The 19117-nt window shown below is 59.4% G+C and carries 18 protein-coding genes and 1 pseudogene; 2 read left to right on the top strand and 17 right to left on the bottom strand.

The features are described from left to right. Nucleotides 1–25: 25 nt before the first annotated feature. The 12 genes from copZ to H4Q31_RS04520 all read right to left on the bottom strand — a co-directional run bounded on the left by copZ (nt 26) and on the right by H4Q31_RS04520 (nt 12241). Nucleotides 26–232: a copper chaperone CopZ gene (gene copZ / locus H4Q31_RS04575; protein ID WP_185177888.1), complete on the bottom strand. Its 207-nt coding sequence runs from the start codon at nt 230–232 to the stop codon at nt 26–28. 19 nt (nt 233–251) lie between these two features. Continuing rightward, nucleotides 252–590, bottom strand: a complete 339-nt coding sequence (locus H4Q31_RS04570) for a metal-sensitive transcriptional regulator (RefSeq protein ID WP_376698210.1) — start codon at nt 588–590, stop codon at nt 252–254. Between the two features lie 147 nt (nt 591–737). Then, nucleotides 738–2054 carry a deoxyguanosinetriphosphate triphosphohydrolase family protein gene (locus H4Q31_RS04565; RefSeq protein ID WP_185177887.1) on the bottom strand — a complete coding sequence of 439 codons (1317 nt, stop codon included), beginning with the start codon at nt 2052–2054 and terminating at the stop codon, nt 738–740. 174 nt (nt 2055–2228) lie between these two features. After that, the gene (locus tag H4Q31_RS04560) at nt 2229–2984 is read right to left on the bottom strand and encodes a LutC/YkgG family protein (RefSeq protein WP_376698212.1); all 756 of its coding nucleotides are present in this window, start codon (nt 2982–2984) and stop codon (nt 2229–2231) included. Between the two features lie 58 nt (nt 2985–3042). Beyond that, nucleotides 3043–4569, bottom strand: a complete 1527-nt coding sequence (locus H4Q31_RS04555) for a LutB/LldF family L-lactate oxidation iron-sulfur protein (RefSeq protein WP_185177885.1) — start codon at nt 4567–4569, stop codon at nt 3043–3045. After that, complete coding sequence (locus H4Q31_RS04550) at nt 4566–5294, bottom strand: (Fe-S)-binding protein (protein ID WP_185177884.1); 729 nt, start codon at nt 5292–5294, stop codon at nt 4566–4568. Before H4Q31_RS04550 ends, H4Q31_RS04555 begins: the two co-directional genes overlap by 4 nt. A gap of 133 nt (nt 5295–5427) precedes the next feature. Then, a complete protein-coding gene (locus H4Q31_RS04545; RefSeq protein WP_185177883.1) occupies nt 5428–5958 on the bottom strand; it encodes a hemerythrin domain-containing protein in 531 nt (176 codons plus the stop codon). Between the two features lie 149 nt (nt 5959–6107). Beyond that, nucleotides 6108–6872, bottom strand: coding sequence for a DeoR/GlpR family DNA-binding transcription regulator (locus H4Q31_RS04540; RefSeq protein WP_185177882.1), 765 nt, complete (start codon nt 6870–6872; stop codon nt 6108–6110). Between the two features lie 140 nt (nt 6873–7012). After that, complete coding sequence (locus H4Q31_RS04535) at nt 7013–8491, bottom strand: rhamnulokinase (RefSeq protein ID WP_185177881.1); 1479 nt, start codon at nt 8489–8491, stop codon at nt 7013–7015. 6 nt (nt 8492–8497) lie between these two features. Beyond that, on the bottom strand, nt 8498–9760 hold the full coding sequence (gene rhaA / locus H4Q31_RS04530) for an L-rhamnose isomerase (RefSeq protein ID WP_185177880.1): 1263 nt from the start codon (nt 9758–9760) through the stop codon (nt 8498–8500). Nucleotides 9761–9781: 21 nt separating this feature from the next. Continuing rightward, nucleotides 9782–10153 carry a sensory rhodopsin transducer gene (locus H4Q31_RS04525; protein WP_185177879.1) on the bottom strand — a complete coding sequence of 124 codons (372 nt, stop codon included), beginning with the start codon at nt 10151–10153 and terminating at the stop codon, nt 9782–9784. Between the two features lie 18 nt (nt 10154–10171). Beyond that, complete coding sequence (locus tag H4Q31_RS04520) at nt 10172–12241, bottom strand: bifunctional aldolase/short-chain dehydrogenase (protein WP_185177878.1); 2070 nt, start codon at nt 12239–12241, stop codon at nt 10172–10174. Between the two features lie 177 nt (nt 12242–12418). On the opposite strand from H4Q31_RS04520, the gene H4Q31_RS04515 reads away from it, so the two are divergent. Continuing rightward, complete coding sequence (locus H4Q31_RS04515; RefSeq protein WP_185177877.1) at nt 12419–12916, top strand: hypothetical protein; 498 nt, start codon at nt 12419–12421, stop codon at nt 12914–12916. Between the two features lie 92 nt (nt 12917–13008). Here the strand turns inward: H4Q31_RS04515 and H4Q31_RS04510 are convergent, their stop codons facing one another. Genes H4Q31_RS04510 through H4Q31_RS04495 form a run of 4 tightly spaced genes read right to left on the bottom strand, consistent with a single transcriptional unit; the run spans nt 13009 to nt 15603 of the window. Next, nucleotides 13009–13440: a DUF6157 family protein gene (locus H4Q31_RS04510; protein WP_185177876.1), complete on the bottom strand. Its 432-nt coding sequence runs from the start codon at nt 13438–13440 to the stop codon at nt 13009–13011. Between the two features lie 27 nt (nt 13441–13467). Beyond that, nucleotides 13468–14289 (bottom strand): AAC(3) family N-acetyltransferase, encoded by an 822-nt coding sequence (locus H4Q31_RS04505; RefSeq protein ID WP_185177875.1) that lies wholly within the window; start codon nt 14287–14289, stop codon nt 13468–13470. 27 nt (nt 14290–14316) lie between these two features. After that, a complete protein-coding gene (locus tag H4Q31_RS04500; RefSeq protein ID WP_245347231.1) occupies nt 14317–14997 on the bottom strand; it encodes a VOC family protein in 681 nt (226 codons plus the stop codon). A gap of 12 nt (nt 14998–15009) precedes the next feature. Further along, a complete protein-coding gene (locus tag H4Q31_RS04495) occupies nt 15010–15603 on the bottom strand; it encodes a cyclase family protein (protein ID WP_311771684.1) in 594 nt (197 codons plus the stop codon). A 128-nt stretch (nt 15604–15731) separates the two neighbouring features. On the opposite strand from H4Q31_RS04495, the gene H4Q31_RS04490 reads away from it, so the two are divergent. After that, on the top strand, nt 15732–17288 hold the full coding sequence (locus tag H4Q31_RS04490; protein WP_185177873.1) for an ABC-F family ATP-binding cassette domain-containing protein: 1557 nt from the start codon (nt 15732–15734) through the stop codon (nt 17286–17288). Between the two features lie 308 nt (nt 17289–17596). On the opposite strand, the pseudogene H4Q31_RS04485 reads toward H4Q31_RS04490, so the two are convergent. Continuing rightward, nucleotides 17597–19063, bottom strand: a pseudogene (locus H4Q31_RS04485) (catalase); the annotation flags it as partial. Nucleotides 19064–19117 lie beyond the last annotated feature (54 nt).

The raw sequence follows: 19117 nt of genomic DNA, 5'->3' as shown, positions 1-19117 counted from the left end.
TGCCGCGTCAAGCGCAAAGCCTTACTCATTCCCCTACGACATCGTAGCCTTGATCCTCGATCGCTTCCTTGATGGCAGCGGCGCTAACCTTCGTCTCGTCATATTCGACCGCGACGGACTTGCCCGCCAGGTTCACCTTCGCCGATGCGCCCAGCTTGCCGACCGCGCCTTCGACTGCGTTCACGCAATGATTGCACGACATGCCTTCCACTTTTAACGTTATATTCTGCATAGTTATACCCTCCTATGGTTTATCTCATCAATTTGTGGACGGTGACCAGCAGCTCGTCTATCACTTCATGCTCGCCCGCTTGAATCCGCTCCACGATGCAGCTCTTCATATGCCCTTCCAGCAGCAGCCTGCCGACGCTGTTCAGAGCCGATTGAGCAGCCGCGATCTGATTCAGGATGTCGTCGCAATAAGTATCCTTCTCGATCAAGCCTTTAATCCCGCGGATTTGCCCTTCGATCCGGTTAAGCCGCGAGAGCAGGTTCGCCTTGACTTGGTCCGAATGATGGCTCTTCCGCTCCATGCCGCCTGCAGAACAGCTGTCGTGGAGGCCCGCTTCGGCCGCGCCTTTATGCTCCATGCTTAGTCACCTCACAGCCTTATCGTAATATACCCCCATGGGGTATGTCAAGCGGCGATTTCCTCGACTTCTATCTGGTCCATCCGATCCAGCCGGCCCCATCCGGCTTCAGTCCCATCCGGCTCCTCGCCGCAGGCGCATCGGGCCTCAATCTCTCTCGTAGATTGAACCTGACCTGCTCGCGAAGAACTCCGCGTATACCTTCTCCGCGTAAGCGTCCGTCATGCCGGAGATATAGTCCGCCGCCAGCCGCTGCCAAGGCCAGCTGCCCTTCTGCTGCTCATAGCTCTCCAGCCAGTCCGGCGGCAGAATGAGCCGGCCTGTCTCGTAATCCTTGAAGCTGTCCCACAGCCTGCGAAGCATGACTTCGCTTCGCTTGTGCAGCCGTTGAACCCGGAAGTCCTTGATCAGCGTCACCCATGCCAGCTTCTTCAGAATTTCCATCGTCCGCAGCAGCTCCAGATCCTCCGCGCCTTCGCGGACGAACGTCACCTTGTGCCACCCGGTCGCCGGATCGTCAATAATCCCCACTTGGTTAGCGAAGTAGCGTACCCATCGCGCTTTCATCTCCCGCCTCGTCCGGGACGGATCGCGGCCGAATTCAGCGAGAATCTCCTCCCACTGGCGGGCCACCTGGCTCAGCACCTGGCGCACCATCTCCGTCATGTCTACCTGGCTCCAGTTCATGCTGTTATGGCCCGGATCGTCCAAGATCTCCTGAATGAGATGAGCGACCACCCGATCATCTTCGAGAAAACCGCGGTTCATCTGAATCTTGCCCGCGCGGATGCCGTCCTCGAGATCATGCGTGGAATAAGCGATGTCGTCGCATAGGTCCATCAGCTGCGCTTCGAGCGTCGCGAGCCCCTCCGGCATGCCCCAACGGCCGCGCAGGTAGCTGATTCCCTCCCACTCGCGGGAGAACACGCCTTTGAGCCGGCCCGGTTCGTCGATGCAGTAAGGATATTTATTGATAGCGAGCAGCACGGCCGCCGTCAGGTCGAGGCCGCTGTCGCTGCCCGCTCTCTTCTCGAGGAACATGAGAATGCGGAAATTCTGGGCGTTGCCCTCGTACTTCATCCCATACCCGTGCGTCAGCACATCGTTGAGCACCTCTTCCCCTTTGTGGCCGAACGGGGGATGGCCCAGGTCGTGCGCGAGCGACGCCACTTCAACCACCTCGGGGTCGATCACGAGACCCGGATGCTCCTTCCTTGCCAGCATCGGATAGCTCTTGTTCAATCGGCGGGCCACTTCCCGCGCGATCTGCGACACCTCGAGCGAGTGCGTGAGACGCGTGCGGTAATAATCGCCGGAGCCCGCGCCGAACACCTGCGATTTGCCCTGCAGCCGGCGGAAGGCCGGGGACTGGATCAAGCGGGCGTAATCCTTCTCGTATTCGTCGCGGTCTTCGCCGGAGTGGATATTCTCGGTATCGAATAACCGAAGCTTGCGAACGTTCATTGCGGCTCACCTCAATCCTGCTGTTTACGCCATTTTATTTGTTTTCCGGCAGGGACGCCAGTATTCGGTTGAAAATGTACGTAAAAAAACCGTCAACAAAGTTGACGGTTGGTGTTCGTCCCATCGCGCAAAGCGCCTCAGACGTCAAGATGGCTGACATCGTTGGCCGCAAGCTTAGCCGACGATTAGGGCATAGACGATTCCTGGCCCGTGCACGCCGATCGTCAGATCGTTCTCGATGTCGGACGATCGGCTCGGTCCCGAGATGAAGTGAACGCCTGCCGGCAAGCGCTCGCGTCCTGCCTGATCGAGCTCCGTCAGCACCTCGCCAAGCCGCGTCCGGATGCGCTCCGCCGGCAGAATGATGAAGAGCGCCGTCGGCAGCAGCGACACCGAGCGGCCTTTGTCCTTCGAGGAGAGCACAGCCACGGTCCCTGTGTGGGCAGCCGCATGGTCCGCCATGACGACACCGAAGTCGGCCTCCGCCGCGCGCGCCTTCCAGTCGGTGCCGCCGTCTTCATTCCAGACGGACACCTCGGCATCCGGCAGCGCCTCTTCGAGTCCTAGCGCTGCCAGCTCCGGCTCGTTCTGCCGAAGGACGATCTTCGCGCCCATCTCAGCGGCCTTCTCCGCGATGAAGCTGCGGACGGCGCCAAGATCCGGCAGCCGGGCGACATGCCCGCCAACGCTGCGCCAATGCTCGGAGAAGCGCGCGACCCGCTCCTCCGGGAACAGCTCGAAGCCGCGCCAGAAGTCCGGCGCTCCGCGGAATGGATGGACTGGCGCTTCCATCACGCGCGGCCGCTTCAGCCGGCCCGCGATGCCGGCCATGAACGCTTCCTGCTTCGCGCGAGACTGCTCCTCTAGGCGCTTCAGCCATTGCCGGTGCGCTGCTTCCTTTCCCGCCGATTCGGTTTGCGCCGATTCGATTTGAGCCGCTTCCGTATGCTGAATGTCATCCGTTTGCCTAAGCCGTTCCCGCTCCGCATCAGCCATGCCCATGACCTCCTTGCTCCGGCTTCTCGTCTCGCTGCCGCTTCAGCGCTTCTTCCATGCGCGATCGAACATCCGGGCTCATCTCCTGGAGGCCGGCTCGGATCTCCTCGTCCAGCGTCTTGAACCGCTGCCGGAACGACTGCTTCGGCAAGCTCGGCAAGACGCGCACGCTATTCCACCCCTTCAGCGGCCCCAGCTTCGAGCGAATCTCTCCGCCCCGCACGACAAGCTTCTGGCCGAGCTGGCCCATGCGTACCGCAGCCGAGTATCGCTTCGCGCTTCTCATCACCGTTCCGAAGCCCTTCATACCCGCATTCTCCGCCTTGTTGCCATGTCCCTGCTCCACCTTGCGGCGGCGCAGGTAGACCAGCATCTCGTGCAGCGGGATCTTCACCGGGCATGCCTCGTAGCATGCTCCGCACAGGCTGGACGCGTTCGCGATATCGTCCCACTCCGCGACGTTCTTGTTCAGGGCCGGCGTCAGCACGGCGCCGATCGGCCCGCTGTACGTGCCTCCGTAGGCGTGCCCGCCGATATGGCGGTACACCGGGCAGGCATTCAGACACGCGCCGCAGCGGATGCAGTTGAGCAGCTCCTGGAACTCGGGATCGCCAAGCTGAAGCGAACGGCCGTTGTCGATGATGATGATGTGCATCTCTTCGGGACCGTCCGCGTCCGCCTCCCGGCGCGGCCCGGTAATCGCCGACATGTACATCGTGATCCGCTGGCCGGTCGCCGAGCGCGGCAGCAGCGTCGCCATCACTTCCAGATCCTCGAACGATGGGATGATCCGCTCCATGCCCATGAGCGTAATCTGCGTCTTGGGGAGCGTCGTCACCATGCGGGCATTGCCCTCATTTTCGAAAAGCACCATCGATCCCGTCTCGGCGATCGCGAAGTTGCAGCCGGTCATGCCGATGTCCGCCTCGAGGAAGTTCTCGCGCAGCTTCTTGCGCACGAAGCCAGCCAGCACCGTCGTATCGGCTTCGAGCTGTTCGCCCGCGACCTTGGACAGCACGTCGGCGATCTGGTAACGGTTCTTATGGATCGCCGGGATAATGATGTGAGACGGCGTCTCGCCCGCAAGCTGAATAATATATTCGCCAAGGTCGGTCTCGATCGTCTCGATGCCCATGCGTTCCAAGGCGCTGTTCATATGAAGCTCCTCGGATACCATCGACTTCGACTTCACGACCGTCTTCGCCCGTTTGCGCTCCGCGATCTCCATTGCGATCTGGACCGCCTCCGCGCCTGTATCCGCGAAATGCACCTGTACGCCATTCGCCCTCGCGTTGTTCGCGAACAGATTCAAATAGTAGTCGAGGTTCGCGATCGTATGAAGCCGAATCTGCCGCCCTCTCTCGCGCCAATCTTCCCAGTTGCCCTGCTCGCTCGACGCGTTCTTCTTGCCGCTGCGAAGCCGCTCGGTCGTGAACTTCACCGCCTTGCGCAGGAAGTCGTCGTTGAGTGCCAGCTCCGCCCTTGCTTTAACTGTTCTTGCCTCAGCCTTCGCACTCATAGCAGCCCAGCCCCTTCCGCCAGCAATTCGGCCAGATGCATGACACGCACCGGTTCATTGCGGTACCGCAGGTTGCCTCCGATGTTCATCAGGCAGGCCATATCCAGCCCAACGAGCACCTCCGCCTCCGTCTCCTTCACATGGTCGGCCTTCTCCGAGACCATCGCGGCGGAGATGTCCGCCATCTTGACCGCGAACGTACCGCCGAACCCGCAGCAATCCTCCGCGAACGGCAGCGGCACGAGCTCCAGTTCCTTCACGTTGTCCAGCAGCGTCATCGGTTCGTCCTTCACGCCGAGAAGACGGCTGCCGTGGCAGGACGGATGGTAAGTTACCTTGTGCGGGAAGGTGGCGCCGATATCGGCGACCCCGAGCACGTTCACGAGAAATTGCGTGAATTCGTACGACTTCGCCTGCAGCTTGCGAGCCTTCTCCAGCAGAACGGAGTCGTGCTCGAACAGCTTCGGATAATGATGGATCATGCCGGTGCACGAGCCGGACGGCGAGATGACGAAGTCGCTGTCGTCGAATGCTCGCAGGATCGTCGCCGCCGACTCCCGGGCTGCATCCCAATAGCCGCTGTTAAATGCCGGCTGCCCGCAGCAAGTCTGAATCTCCGGGAATTCCAGCCGAATGCCGTGCCGGGCGAGCAGGCGGACCATCGCCTCTCCGACCCTCGGGTAGATCGCATCGCTTAAGCAAGTAATGAACAAGGAGACTTTCATTCGCCGAGCAGCCCCCTACCAGGTTAATAGTGTTTCTTGCGAGGTTGTGCCACTATCCCCTTCCGTCAGAATGCCATCTCCAGGCCATTCGGCAGGCTTATTCTGAACGATAGGGATAGTGGCATACTTTCCGTCAGAACCCATACCCGTTCGATTGGTCTGCGAACGCGTCTAGCATATCTTCTTCCTCTTTGAAGTGATTTGTGAGAATCGCGTACGCTTGCAGCAGATAGGAGGCGAGCCGCTGCGCTTCCACATGATCGATCGGGCGTTCCGGCGGCTGGTCCACCTGCATGAGGAAGGCGTCAATATAGTGCTCCGCCAGCACATGCTCTTGCTCCATTAACGTGAACACGTCCATATCGTTGCCGAAGTACCAGACCGCGAGCGGGATCAGCTCCGACTCTTCCCAACGCGAATGCGATGCCAGCTGTGACTTAAATTGCCGAACGGTTGAACGAAGCCGAATCATCAATTGATTAATCGCATAACTATTCTCTTCTCCGCGTACAGCGCACGTGTCGGAATATAGTCTCTTCAAAGCTATGCTTAGACGGGAGTGCTCCGCCTTGAGCCGATCGATCGCCTGCATCAATCGGTCTAATAACTGCATGGCCTCGTCAGAGCTATGGGGCACGATCGCTTCCATCACATGTGTTCTCACCATGATTCCTCCATTCAAGTCATATCAATGGACAGAATCATCGTAGCGCACATCTTCGAAAATGTATGTGAATCCAGTCACAAATCTCTAGGATTCATCAATTCAATAAAGCCTCATTCATTCAAGCAGGTCATTCGCCGGCCTTCCGCTTAGACGGTTGTCACGTCAATGGAACGTTCCGCCAGTTGCCGAAGCATATCCGCTCCGAGCCGCTTGTCGGTAATAATCGCATCGATGTCGCCCAGCTCCGCCACGTGCGTGAACGCCTGCACGCCGAACTTGCTCGAATCGGCCAGCAGAATGACTTGATCGGCCATGCCGACCATTCGATTCTTGATCCGGGCTTGCAGTTCGTTGGACTCGCTGACTCCCCGCTCGAGATGTATGCCTTTGCAGGACAGAAACGCCTTGTCGACGTGGTAAGCATCGAGGGAACGTTCGGCCAGCGGCCCGACGAACGATAGCGAGCGCTGCGCGAGAATGCCGCCGGTCGAGATCACCTCGATCTTCTCTTTGGACGCGAGCTCCGCCGCAACCTTAATCGAATTCGTCAGCACGGTCAGCGGGATATCCGGCATGCATGCCGCCATATACCAAGCAGTAGAGCTGGCGTCAAGGAGAATGCGATCCTTCGGTACGATCCGGTTGACTGCTTCCTCAGCGATTCGCCGCTTCTCCTCCGCATGCGTAATCTCACGCTCCGCATACGGAATCTCCGGCTGCTGCGGCTGATCCTTAATACTCACGGCGCCGCCGTGCGACCGGCGCAGACGTCCAGCCATCTCCAGACGGTCCAGGTCGCGGCGGATCGTCTCCTCCGTCACCTGGCACAATTCGCTCAACTCGGAGACGCGCATGCTCCCCCGCTCATTCACCCATTGCACGATTCTCTCATACCGCTCCGCTACCAGCATACCTTCCTAACCTCTCTCCTGGCACCTATACTGTCAATATCGTCCATCGCGCTTAAGCGCGCTTGCAGCCAACTCGCAATGGCCGTTCGATATAGCGCATCTCTTCGCTATATCACTCCCAATCGTTACCTGCATACGCGTCACGCCTTGGACAACCCCGTCTTGCGCAGGTATTCCCCATAGGCGTTCTCCCATTGCTCGACGTCCTGCGGCTCATAGACGGATATCGGGAACGAGCCCTGAATGACGCGCCGCGCTTCCCAGATGTCGGCGAGCTCGCCCCGGGCAATCCATTGCACCGCCAAGTTGCCGATCGCGCTCGCTTCCGCTGGTCCTGCCCACACGGGGCGCCCTAGCGCGTTGGCCGTCCATTGGCACAGAAGCGTATTCTGCACGCCGCCGCCAACCATATGCAGGCCGTCAAATCTCTGTCCGGACAATTGCTCCGTCAACTCTAGCACGTAACGATATTTTAGAGCAAGGCTCTCTAGGATGCAGCGGACGAGTTCGCCAGGCTCCGACGGCGCCTTCTGCCCGGTGCGTTCGCAGAAGCTCCGGATTCGCTCCGGCATATTGCCGGGCGGCAAGAACAGATCATCGTCCGGATCGATGTAGGTCGCGAACGCGGGCGCTTGAGAAGCCAGCGCGATCAGCTCCGGGAACGAATATATCCGGCCTTCCCGCTCCCACTCGCGCCTCGTCTCGCTCAGAACCCACAGGCCCATAATGTTCTTCAGCAGCCGGAACGTGCCGTTCACGCCGCCTTCGTTCGTGAAGTTCAGCTCGCGGGCTTGCTCGGTGATGACCGGACGATCCACCTCGGTGCCCATGAGCGACCACGTGCCGCAGCTCAAATACGCGAAGCTGCGATGAAGCGCCGGGACTGCCGCCACGGCCGAACCGGTATCGTGCTCAGCGACCGCATAGACGGGAATCGCGGGAACGCCAAGCTCTTCCATCAGTGACGGCCTCAGTTCACCGGCCAGCACGCCTGGCTGGACAATCGGCCCGAACAGCGATTCCGAGACGCCGATCCACTTCAGCAGCTGGGAATCCCATTGCTTGTCGATCGGATTGTACAGCTGCGTCGTCGTCGCGTTCGTGAATTCGCTCGCCATCTCTCCGGTCATGAAGTAGCGGAGCAGGTCCGGAATCATCAGGAAGCGCTGCGCCTCCCGCAGGAGAGGAGATCTGGCCTTCTTAAGGGCATAGAGCTGGAAGATCGAATTAAACGGCAGGAACTGAATGCCCGTTCGGTCGAAAATGCTCGCCGGCGACACCTCGGCCAGCAGCCGTTCCATGGCGCCGTCTGTATGGCGGTCGCGATAATGGTACGGATTGCCGAGGAGCTCGCCGTTCGCTCCGATCATCCCGAAGTCGACCGCCCACGAGTCAATTCCCATGCTGGCGACTTCAATGCCTTGATGCTTCGCTTTGAGCAATCCCTGCTTCAGTTCGTGATAGAGCCGCAGAATGTCCCAATGCAGTCGATCGCCCACCTGCACCGGATCGTTGGCGAAGCGGTGCAGCTCCTCCGTCTCGATGCGATTGCCGTTCAGCCGCCCAACGACGGCCCTTCCGCTGCCGGCGCCAAGGTCATACGCGAGAATGCTGGACATAGGCGATTAACCTCCGCGCTTCAGCAATACTTCTTGCTCGTACACCTTCACTTCGCCAAGCCAGCCCTCGCGAACCGGTACGCCTTGGCGCTCGCAGTAATAATCCCATACTGCGCCGAACGGATAGGTCTTCATCTCCTCCGACAGCGCGAGTCGCGTCGTGTAGTCGCCTTCGAGTTCGGCTTGGCGAAGCGCAGCGGACGGCTCCAGCATCGCGCGGAGCAGCGCCTTGATCGTGTTGCGCGTGCCGATCACCCATGCCGCGACGCGGTTGATGCTCGCGTCGAAGAAGTCAAGGCCGATATGCGTCTTGGCCAGCAGATCGCCGCGAACGAGCTCGCGTCCGATGTCGAGCAGCTCGTCGTCGAGTGTGACGACATGATCGCTGTCCCAGCGAACGGGCCGGCTGACGTGCAGCAGGATGCCCTCCGCGAAGAGCGAGAGCGCGCTCAGCTTGTTCGAGATCACTTCCGTCGGGTGGAAATGTCCGGCGTCGAGGCAGATCAGCTTATTATGCTGCAGACCATAGCCCATGTAGAATTCGTGTGAGCCGACCGTGTAAGCCTCGGCGCCGAGCCCGAACAGCTTGCTCTCGACTGCGTCGAGATTGTGCGCAGGGTTCAGCTCCTCCGCGAACACTTCGTCGAGCGCCTCCTTCAGCCGCTTGCGCGGCGCTAACCGATCGAACGGCGTGTCCTTGAAGCCGTCCGGAATCCAGACGTTGGTGACGCAGGTCTGGCCGAGCTGCTCGCCGAAGTAGGCGCCGATCTTGCGCGACGCCTTGCAATGGCCGATCCAGAACTGCCGAATGGCCGGGTCCGGGTGGCTGAGCGTGAAGCCGTCCGCCGACTTCTCGTGCGAGAAGCAGGTTGGGTTGAAGTCGAGGCCGAGCCCCTGCTCCTTGGCCCACTCCACCCACTTCGCGTAATGTCTCGGCTCCAGCGCGTCCAGCTCCACTCTCTCGTCCGTGTCCGCATAGATCGCGTGAAGATTGACCTTGTGCTTGCCCGGGATTAGTGACAGCGCTTTCTCAAGATCAGCGCGCAATTCGTCCGGCGTCCGCGCGGCCCCCGGATAGTTGCCCGTCACCGAGATGCCGCCGGTCAGCTCCTGCTCGCGGTTCAGAAACCCGCGTACATCGTCACCTTGCCAGCAATGAATCGATATTTTGACCTTCTCCAGCTTCCGAAGCGCTTGATCGACGTCGATACCGTGCTTCGCATATAGCTCCTTGGCTTCGTTATAGCTGCGTTCGATTGGGGATGACATGGATGGTGCCTCCTCTTCGCCTTATTTGATCGGATAAGCAACGACGGACATGAGCGCGTTCTCGGCTTGCGTCGCATCCAATCGGCTATACTGCACGATGACCGGAATGTCGCTGCGCACTTCGATCGCATAGGGAATGCCGGGTGGAATCGGCGTCCCCTCCTTGTTCAGCGATGAAGTGCGAATATGCTTCGTTCGCCTTGGCGGCACAACGAAGGGAATATCCTCCAGCGGCTCCCGATCCTCGAAGTAGATCGAGAAGCGAAGCTTCGCTTCCTCGGAAGATACGTTAAGCACGCAGACCGACTCGTGGCTCGTCAGCGTTCCCGCGCTCGTCGGCGGAATATAGCCGTCGGGAATGATCCAATGCCTCTCGCCAATGGCTGGCCGCATCTTGGTTCCTCTCCTCTCTTAACGGGTGAACGCCGCCGGCACGCCGCCGTCGATCGTCAGCATACAGCCGGTCGTCTTCGCCGCCTTCGAGGAGGCGAAGAACGCCACGCCTTCCGCAATATCGCGCGGATAGATGTTCACGAGCAGCGTCGTGCGCTTGCGGTAATACTCCTCCAGTTGGTCCGGCTCGATGCCGTAAGCGGCCGCGCGTTCGTTCCGCCAATTGCTGTTCCAGATCGCGGAGCCTTGCAGAATCGCGTCCGGCAGAATCGTGTTGACGCGGATGCCGTATTCGCCGCCTTCCGCCGCGATGCAGCGCGCCAGATGCGCTTCCAGCGCCTTGGCGGAGCTGTAGGCGGTGACATTCTTGCCCGCGTACACGGAGTTCTTCGAACCGATGAATACCATGCTGCCGCCGATCTCCTGCGCCTTCATCAGTTTGAACGCTTCGCGGGCGACGAGGAAGTAGCCCGTGCCGAGCACGTTCATGTTCAGGTTCCATTCCTTCAGCGATGTCTCGTCGAACGGGCTGGAGGTCGCGAGGCCGGCGTTGTTAACGATGATGTCGACACCGCCGTACGTGAGCGCGGTTAGCGCGTAGGCGGCCTGAATCGCTTCCTCGCTTGTTACATCCATTCTAACGGCAAGCGCGCGATTGTCGCCATACTTGGCGTTAATCTCGGCGGCCACCTTCTCTGCGCCTTCGAGGTTCAAGTCGGCGAGCACGACGTGCGCGCCTTCGGAGACGAGACGACGCGCCGTCTCGCTGCCGATGCCGCCGGCTCCGCCCGTGATGAACGCGACCTGGCGGGAGAATTCCGCTTCCGGCGGCGCGAGCGACAGCTTGTAGAGCTCAAGCGGCCAATACTCGACGTTGTACGATTCGTTCTCGCTGAGCGAGACGAATTCGCCAAGAGCGGTCGCGCCGCGCATGACGGCGATCGCGCGATGGTACAGCGCGCCGCTCACCTGCGCGTTCGCCCAGCTCTTGCCTGTGTTGATCATGCCGACGCCGGGGATAAGAATGACGCGCGGCGCAGCCTCGAACATAACGTCGCCTTCGTTCTTGTTGCGCTCGAAGTAGGCGGCATACTGCTCTTTGTACGCGGCGATGCCGGACGTGAGCGCAGCCTTCAGCCCTTCGGCGTCGTCCGCGTTCGGCGTCCAATCGACGAACAGCGGCACCACCTTCGTGTGCACGAGGTGGTCCGGACAAGCGGCGCCGACCTGCGACAGCTGCGGCGAGTTCGCGCCGTTCACGAACGCGAGCACGTCTTCGGAATCGTCGAACGTGAGGATCATCCGCTTCGCGTCGCTGACGGCGCCGCGGACGACCGGCATTACTTCGGCCGCGATCGCGCGGCGAGTGTCGCCTGGCAGCGCCGCATGCTTCGCGCCGCCGAACAGCTTCGCTTCATTCACGCGAGCCTCGATGAATGCCTCCGCCTCGCTAATGATCTTGATCGTCTGCGCATACGCTTCCTCCGCCGTCTCGCCCCACGTCACCAGGCCGTGCTTCTCCATGAGCACGAGCTCCGCCTTCGGATTGGCGAGCACGCCTTCCGCGATCATTTTCGACAAGGCAAATCCCGGACGAATATAAGGAACCCACACGAACCGGTCTCCGAAAATCTCCTTCGCCATCGCCTTGCCGTTGTCGGCGCAGCAAAGGCTGATGATCGCATCCGGATGGGTATGGTCCACATGCTTAAATGGAAGAAAAGCATGCAGCAGCGTCTCGATCGACGCGCGCGGATGCTTGGCATCGATCATGCAGTTCGCGAGATACGCGACCATCTCTTCGTCCGACATCTCGCTGCGCTCGAATAGCGGACGGATATCGTCCATGCGCAGGCCGGTGAAGCCCGCCGCCTTCATCGTCGCTAAGTCCGAACCGCTGCCCTTCACGTACATTACTTCCACGTCACGGCCGCGAAAATCCTTGACGATCGTCTTGCTGGACGTATTGCCGCCGCCCCAGTTGCAGACGCGCCGATCCGCCCCAATGATGTTCGAGCGGTACACGAGCAGATCCAAGTCGCCCTGCAGCTGAGATGCCTTCGATGAATCCCACAAGCTTTGCACCATGACCTTGACCTCCGGATGATTGGTTTTATTTTTGTTTTTGTTTGTTTTTATTATAATATCTTTGTTTGTTTTTGAATACTATTTTTTTCAAACCGATAGCTTAGAACAACTTTTCTTAAATTTGAACGTCTATGTTGAAGACGGAGGTGATATCCGATTAATCTCTTACTAAGATTGATGATCATCGCTATGCTACTTGTCTCTCTTGCTGGCTGCGCTAGTTCCTTCGCTTCGTCTGATCGCCAACCCGAGAGTAATAGCCGTGTCGATGCACCGGTTGTATCCTCTTTAACTTTCTCTTGGCCCGAGAAGTGGCGCATTCAAGTTATAAGCGATAAGCATGCTGACATTTACAACGACAATGATGTGTACATAGGCTATATATCGGCGATCGACGTTGCGAAGGACTTCGATTTCGCGCAGTTCAAACCAAACCATAGCTCCATTATCGATGAGGAATCGTTTGACATCCCGCTAGGCGAGTGCAGCCTCTATACGTTAGACGCCGATAACGGAACCGCCGCTTCAGGGATAACTGGAACCCATAACGAGTATTACGCCGTCATTCGAACGGCAAATCGGACGATACTTATTATCAATTGGTCTATGAAGGATAAGAAAGCGGAAACCAAACAGCAGCTCATCGGCCTGTTGAACAAGATCAGCGTCAAATAATCTCATTATCAAAAAAACCTCTCTGGCATGCTTCCGCATCACAGAGAGGTTATTGGTGTTGGGAACGTATTTAGAAGGCCCCAGCCAGCGGCCTACCCCCGCTTGTTCCGCATCGCAGGAATGAGCGCTGGAGCATCCGATCCGGAAGCTTCGATCCAAGTCTGGTATTCCGGCGACTCCTTGCCATACAGGGCGATCCGCCCTTGCGCATCGAAGTGCGCGCCCCAGCCGTACTTCTTCGGCAGCATCGAGGCGCGCATGCATGGATGCGGCTTCGCGAACAGCTCGCTGCGGATCTCGACCCCGCGCGCCTTCAGCTCGTCATCCGGAATGCCCTTATGCCGCACATGCACCTCATACAGCAATTCATCGTACGTGTAGAAGTAAGGCCGCTCCGTCAGCAGCTCGTATTGAATCAGATGAGCAGACTTGCCGGCTTTGCCGCTTGTCGGCACGATGCCGCGCTCTACGGGGCAATCGGCCGATACAAGAATGAGCGTATTGTAGTAGCCTCTATCCTTCATGGTTTACCTCTCCTTAGAGAACGCAGATTAATATTCTTCCCGCCCGGGAGGATGCTTGGCAAGCCAGTCCGCCGCGTAATCGACGGCGGCCCGCTGCCGGAACAAGCGGGATTCCGCCACGCCGACAGCGCCCTTCGTTACTTCGCAAGCCGCTTCGAAATCTTCGCCGAGCTCGTCGAACCGATCGGTATCGAAGGCGACTTCCCGATACTTGCGCCACTCCCGCTTGCCGTTCTCGAGGATCGGCGCGCCCTCCCAAGTGTGCGGCGGGTTCGGCACGCGGTTCTCGGCCAAGTGGAACGACGTGTTGCTGTCATAAGCGACGCCGAGCAGCAGCACTTTGCCGTCCAGATCGTACAGCCGCGCGAGCGGCGACTGTTCGCCGAGGCCGTATTCGAGCGAATGGCCGCTGACGATCCATTCGGCATCCTTCCCCCACGCCGCGAACGACAATGCGGGGTGGCTGCTCCGCCGCACGCCTTCGAACGTGCGGAAGCATTCCGGAATCGCCCCCATGCCGCGGCTCGGCGTCGTCTTCGGGTCAAACGCCGGCATCGTCTCCCGGATGGCGTCCCACCACGATTCCGGCACCGGCGGCATCATCCACTTAGACGGCTCCGAATAATCGCCGGAATGCGTCGGCATGACCAGATTGCCTTCCGGCGTGACCGTCTCCATCAACGCTTGGACGACCGCGACCGGTCCTCCGCACACCCAGCCGAGCTTGCTGAGCGACGAATGAACGATCAGCGAGTCGCCGGCTTGAACGCCCAATCGCCGCAAATCTTCTATTAAGCTGCCGACCGTGACGGGCCGCGAGCTTCTCAAAATGACGCGCTGTTCGTTCATGAGTGGATATTCCTCCAAAATATTACCTTAAGAATTCACTGTGCCGGTTCTCAGATAATAGGGATAAGACAGAAGCTGCAGCTCGGCCATTCCTTCCCGCTCCAACTCGATTCGAACCGGATAAACCGCCGCTTGCCGGTCCGATCCGAACCAGATCCGCCCCGTTCTCACCAGGATCAGCAAGCCTTCCTCGTCACCGATCGGCGTGAACGTATCGGTCCCGCTTAGATAGACGCCTTCCTCTAGTCTTCCCGTCAGCAGCCCCGCCAGCTCAGGCACGTCGTCAGCCGGAAGGCCGACTTCGCTGACGTTTAGCACATGCCGCGGATGATAGTCTTCCTCCGTCTCGCCGGGCAGCGTATGGCGAACGATCAACTCCACGATATTGCCCGCTGGATCGTGGAAATAGACTTGGTCCGAATTCCAGCGTTCGGAATGCACGACCGCGCTTCCTTCCTCGGTAAAGACCTCGATTCCCTGCGCCCCCAGCCAGCGGACAGCGCTGTCCATCCGCGATGTCGATACGTTAAACGCGAAGTGATAATAAGGCTGCGCGCCGGCTTCCGCCTGGCTAAACGTCAGCTTGGTCGCCCCCGCCGTGATCGTGAAGGCATGCTCCTCTTCCGACAAGACCGGCAGCTCCAGTCGATCTCGGTAGAACCGCTTTAAGATTGTCAGATCGCTTGCAAGCAGCGTAACACCTGCCATCTTCACAACAGATCACCTCTCTCCTTCCTCCTCCAGCAGAGCCACCGCCCGCACCGGCGAGCCGTCTCCTCCCGCGATCCGAAGCGGAAATCCGAAGAACATAAAGTCAACACCTGGCGGAATCCGCTCCAATTCAACCAAATCCGTAAATGTGATGATGCCATGACCAAGCAGCGCACGCTCCAGCTCCTCCGACAGCCCGCCTCCGACGAACGGCGGCGCAAGCTCCTTCAGCCGGGCCGCGCACTCTATGCCGGCTGTCTCCGCGAAGAACAGCCCTCTGTTCGGCGGCCATTCATCCGGCGCGTCGGCACGCACGACTCTCGCTTTGCCGCAGAAGCGCTCCACCGGCAGCTCATCCAGCGACGCGGCGCCCGGGTGCATATGAGACGGCGCGTCCACGTGCGTGCCGGCATGCGTGCCGAGCGTCATCCGCCGCAGCTCCCATGTATGCTCCGCGTACGTATGCGCGACTTCGATCGACACTTCCGGATCGCCGGGATAGGCCGGCATTCCACTATAGATAGGCCGTGACAAGTCGATCCATCTCATGCCGTGTTCCTCTCTTGTTCCAATGCTGACGCCAACGGATGGCGATACTCCCACGATTATACATCCTTGCGGCGCGAAACGTAAGGCTGTTTTGCCTTTTGCCCATTGAGCTAGGCGGCCTGCCCGCACTATAATGTAAGAATGTCGATTTTCGAAAATAAAGTTGAAAAGGTGTCTGCACAATGAGCATAATGACGGTTACGAATTTGAGTCACGGCTTCGGCGATCGGGCGATCATGAACGATGTATCGTTCCGCCTGCTGAAGGGCGAGCACGTCGGTCTTGTCGGCGCGAACGGCGAAGGCAAGTCGACGTTCATGAACATCATCATGGGCAAGCTGGAGCCGGACGCCGGCAAGGTTGAATGGGCGCGCAAGGTGCGTGTCGGCTATCTCGACCAGCATTCGGCGCTGCAGAAGGGCATGACGATTCGCGATGTGCTGAAGGGCGCGTTCCAATATTTGATGGACGCGGAAGCCGAGATGAACGAGATGTATGGGCGTATGGGCGAGGTGTCGCCTGAGGAGCTGGAGCAGTTGCTGGAGGAGGTCGGCACAATACAAGATTTGCTGAATGCGAACGACTTCTACCTGATCGACGCCAAAGTCGATGAGATCGCCCGCGGTCTCGGGCTGGCGGACATCGGGCTTGACCGCGACGTCAACGACCTGAGCGGCGGCCAGCGGACGAAGATTCTGCTCGCCAAGCTGCTGCTGGAGAAGCCGGACATTCTGCTGCTCGACGAGCCGACGAACTATCTCGACGAATCGCATATCGAGTGGCTCAAGCGTTATCTGCAGGGGTACGAGAACGCGTTTATCCTTGTCTCCCACGACATTCCGTTCCTGAACAGCGTCGTCAACCTGATCTACCACATGCACAACCAGCAGTTGACGCGTTATGTCGGCGATTACGATACGTTCGTTCAGCAATTCGAAGCGAAGCAGTCGCAGCTTGAATCCGCCTACAAGCGGCAGCAGCAGGAGATCGCCGACTTGAAGGACTTCGTCGCCCGCAACAAGGCGCGCGTCTCGACCCGCAACATGGCGATGTCGCGCCAGAAGAAGCTCGACAGCATGGAGCTGATCGAGCTGGCGAAGGAGAAGCCGAAGCCGGAGTTCCGGTTCAAGGAAGCCCGCACCTCCAGCCGGCTCATCTTCGAGACGCGCGGTCTCGTCATCGGATACGAGGAGCCGCTCTCCCGCCCTCTCGATCTGAAGATGGAGCGCGGGCAGAAGATCGCGCTCGTCGGCGCGAACGGCATCGGCAAGACGACCCTGCTGCGCAGCATCTTAGGCGAGATCCCGGCGCTTGCCGGCGAGATCGAGCGCGGCGACAACCAGTTCGTCGGCTACTTCGAGCAGGAGTCGAATGCGCAGAACGACCTCACTTGCATCGAAGCCGTCTGGAACGAATTCCCTGGGCTTACCCAGTTCGAAGTGCGCGCCGCGCTCGCCAAGTGCGGCTTGACGACGAAGCATATCGAGAGCAAGATCGCGGTGCTGAGCGGCGGCGAGAAGGCGAAGGTCCGCCTGTGCAAGCTCATCAATCGCGAGACGAACCTGCTCGTTCTCGACGAACCGACGAACCATTTGGACGTCGATGCGAAGGATGAGCTGAAGCGCGCGCTGCAGGCGTATAAGGGCAGCGTCCTGCTCATCAGCCACGAGCCTGAATTCTACCGCGACGTGGCGACGGAAGTGTGGAACTGCGAGTCGTGGACGACGAAGGTGATCTGATCGGTGACATCGGTTACTTCCTTTGTCGACATCAGCGCGATCGTGCCGGCACACTTTTGAAGCAACTCCTCAACAGCAAGAGCATGCGTTCCGCCGCCCGGCGGTTCGCATTTGATGCCGCTAATCAGCCTTCACTCTCGTTCCTCAAGCCTCAATGCAGCGCTCGCTCGCGCCCATACAGCTCAATAAGGCTCGGCCGGATGCCCCTTCTGCGCAGCAACATCCGCAGCGCCAGGGTGCATGACGCCGAGCTCGCCGCCGGCTTCCATGCCATCCTTCCCGCCCGCCTTCATGCCAGCCATCGCCGCCTCCAGCCCCTTGCGCACCCGTTCGCCGTAATCGGGGTCGCACTGTGTCAGGTGGCTCACCATGTCATCCTGGATCTTCTTGCGACAGGTGCTCAGGTTGCCCACAAGGTTCGAGATCAGTTCCTCCCGCTCCCAATCCTCGAACAGCCGGTACCGCTCGCCGGCCTGCTTGTAATCGTTCTGCCGCTCAATCTTCTGCCGAACGACGTTGCCTTGCACATACGGCTCATGGTCCTTCGCCTTCTTCGGCGCTTCATCGAGCCCGCCGATCGTCGAAGGCTCATAGTTCACGTGAGGGTCGGGACGGTCGACCTTGTACAGCATCTGTCCGCCTTCTTGATTCGTCGCGACCGGCGTATTCGGCGCGTTGATCGGCAGCTGCAAGTAGTTCGCGCCGACGCGGTAACGCTGCGTGTCGGAATACGAGAATGTGCGGCCCTGGAGCAGTTTGTCGTCGGAGAAGTCGAGCCCGTCGACGAGCACACCGGTGCCGAACGCCGATTGTTCCACTTCCGCGAAATAATTCGTCGGATTGCGATTCAGCGTCATTTTCCCGACAGGGAGAAAGGGAAACTTGTCCGTAGGCCACAGCTTCGTCGCATCGAGCGGGTCAAAGTCGAGCTCCGGATGGTCGTCGTCGCTCATAATTTGCACGCACAGCTCCCACTCCGGATAATCGCCCCGTTCGATCGCCTCGTACAAATCCTGCGTCGCATGGTTGAAGTTCGTGGCCTGAATCTCATCCGCTTCGCGCTGCGTCAAGTTCTTGATCCCCTGCTTCAGCGGCTCCCAGTGGTACTTGACGAGCACGCCTTCGCCTTTGTCATTCACCCACTTGTACGTGTTGACGCCGGAGCCCTGCATCTGCCGATAGTTCGCCGGAATGCCCCACGGAGAGAAGATGAACGTGATCATGTGCAGCGCCTCGGGGGAATTGGAGACGAAGTCGAAGAACCGCTCCATATCCGGGAGGTTCGTCACCGGATCGTTCTTGAACGCATGGACCATGTCCGGGAACTTCATCGCATCGCGGATGAAGAAGATCTTCAGGTTGTTACCGACGAGGTCCCAGTTGCCATCCTCCGTATAGAACTTGACCGCGAAGCCGCGCGGATCGCGCAGCGTCTCCGGGGAGCCGGTACCGCCGATGACAGTCGAGAAGCGGACGAACACCGGCGTCGTCTTGCCCTTCTCTTGGAAGAGCTTCGCGCGAGTATACTTGGATACCGGTTCGCCGCCAACTTTGCCGTAGGCTTCAAATACACCGTGCGCGCCGGCGCCTCGCGCATGAACGACACGCTCCGGCGTCCGCTCGCGGTCGAAGTGCGTGATTTTCTCCAAGAAATCATAGTTCTCCAGCGTCGACGGTCCGCGGCTGCCCACCGTCCGTATGCTTTGGTTGTCGGTAATCGGATGCCCTTGCCGGTTCGTTAACGTATGGTCTTGCTTCGACTCGGATTCGCTCATAGGTCCTCCCGCATTTGCCAATTGAATTGGAATCTGATGGAAGTTTGCCACGCG

Origin of the sequence: Cohnella lubricantis, from assembly GCF_014212015.1 — a bacterium.
Taxonomy (GTDB): Bacteria; Bacillota; Bacilli; order Paenibacillales; family Paenibacillaceae; genus Cohnella; species Cohnella lubricantis.
Note: the sequence above shows the minus strand (reverse complement) of the source record. Positions and strands in the feature narration are given on the sequence as shown.

Excerpts from the sequence above, each read along its gene's own strand:
- H4Q31_RS04535 (WP_185177881.1), bottom strand. The coding sequence starts at position 8,491 with ATGTCCAGCATTCTCGCGTATGACCTTGGCGCCGGCAGCGGAAGGGCC.
- H4Q31_RS04570 (WP_376698210.1), bottom strand. The coding sequence starts at position 590 with ATGGAGCATAAAGGCGCGGCCGAAGCGGGCCTCCACGACAGCTGTTCT.
- H4Q31_RS04505 (WP_185177875.1), bottom strand. The coding sequence starts at position 14,289 with ATGAACGAACAGCGCGTCATTTTGAGAAGCTCGCGGCCCGTCACGGTC.
- H4Q31_RS04500 (WP_245347231.1), bottom strand. The coding sequence starts at position 14,997 with ATGGCAGGTGTTACGCTGCTTGCAAGCGATCTGACAATCTTAAAGCGG.
- H4Q31_RS04490 (WP_185177873.1), top strand. The coding sequence starts at position 15,732 with ATGAGCATAATGACGGTTACGAATTTGAGTCACGGCTTCGGCGATCGG.
- copZ (WP_185177888.1), bottom strand. The coding sequence starts at position 232 with ATGCAGAATATAACGTTAAAAGTGGAAGGCATGTCGTGCAATCATTGC.
- H4Q31_RS04525 (WP_185177879.1), bottom strand. The coding sequence starts at position 10,153 with ATGCGGCCAGCCATTGGCGAGAGGCATTGGATCATTCCCGACGGCTAT.
- rhaA (WP_185177880.1), bottom strand. The coding sequence starts at position 9,760 with ATGTCATCCCCAATCGAACGCAGCTATAACGAAGCCAAGGAGCTATAT.
- H4Q31_RS04555 (WP_185177885.1), bottom strand. The coding sequence starts at position 4,569 with ATGAGTGCGAAGGCTGAGGCAAGAACAGTTAAAGCAAGGGCGGAGCTG.
- H4Q31_RS04550 (WP_185177884.1), bottom strand. The coding sequence starts at position 5,294 with ATGAAAGTCTCCTTGTTCATTACTTGCTTAAGCGATGCGATCTACCCG.
- H4Q31_RS04510 (WP_185177876.1), bottom strand. The coding sequence starts at position 13,440 with ATGAAGGATAGAGGCTACTACAATACGCTCATTCTTGTATCGGCCGAT.
- H4Q31_RS04520 (WP_185177878.1), bottom strand. The coding sequence starts at position 12,241 with ATGGTGCAAAGCTTGTGGGATTCATCGAAGGCATCTCAGCTGCAGGGC.
- H4Q31_RS04540 (WP_185177882.1), bottom strand. The coding sequence starts at position 6,872 with ATGCTGGTAGCGGAGCGGTATGAGAGAATCGTGCAATGGGTGAATGAG.
- H4Q31_RS04515 (WP_185177877.1), top strand. The coding sequence starts at position 12,419 with ATGATCATCGCTATGCTACTTGTCTCTCTTGCTGGCTGCGCTAGTTCC.
- H4Q31_RS04565 (WP_185177887.1), bottom strand. The coding sequence starts at position 2,054 with ATGAACGTTCGCAAGCTTCGGTTATTCGATACCGAGAATATCCACTCC.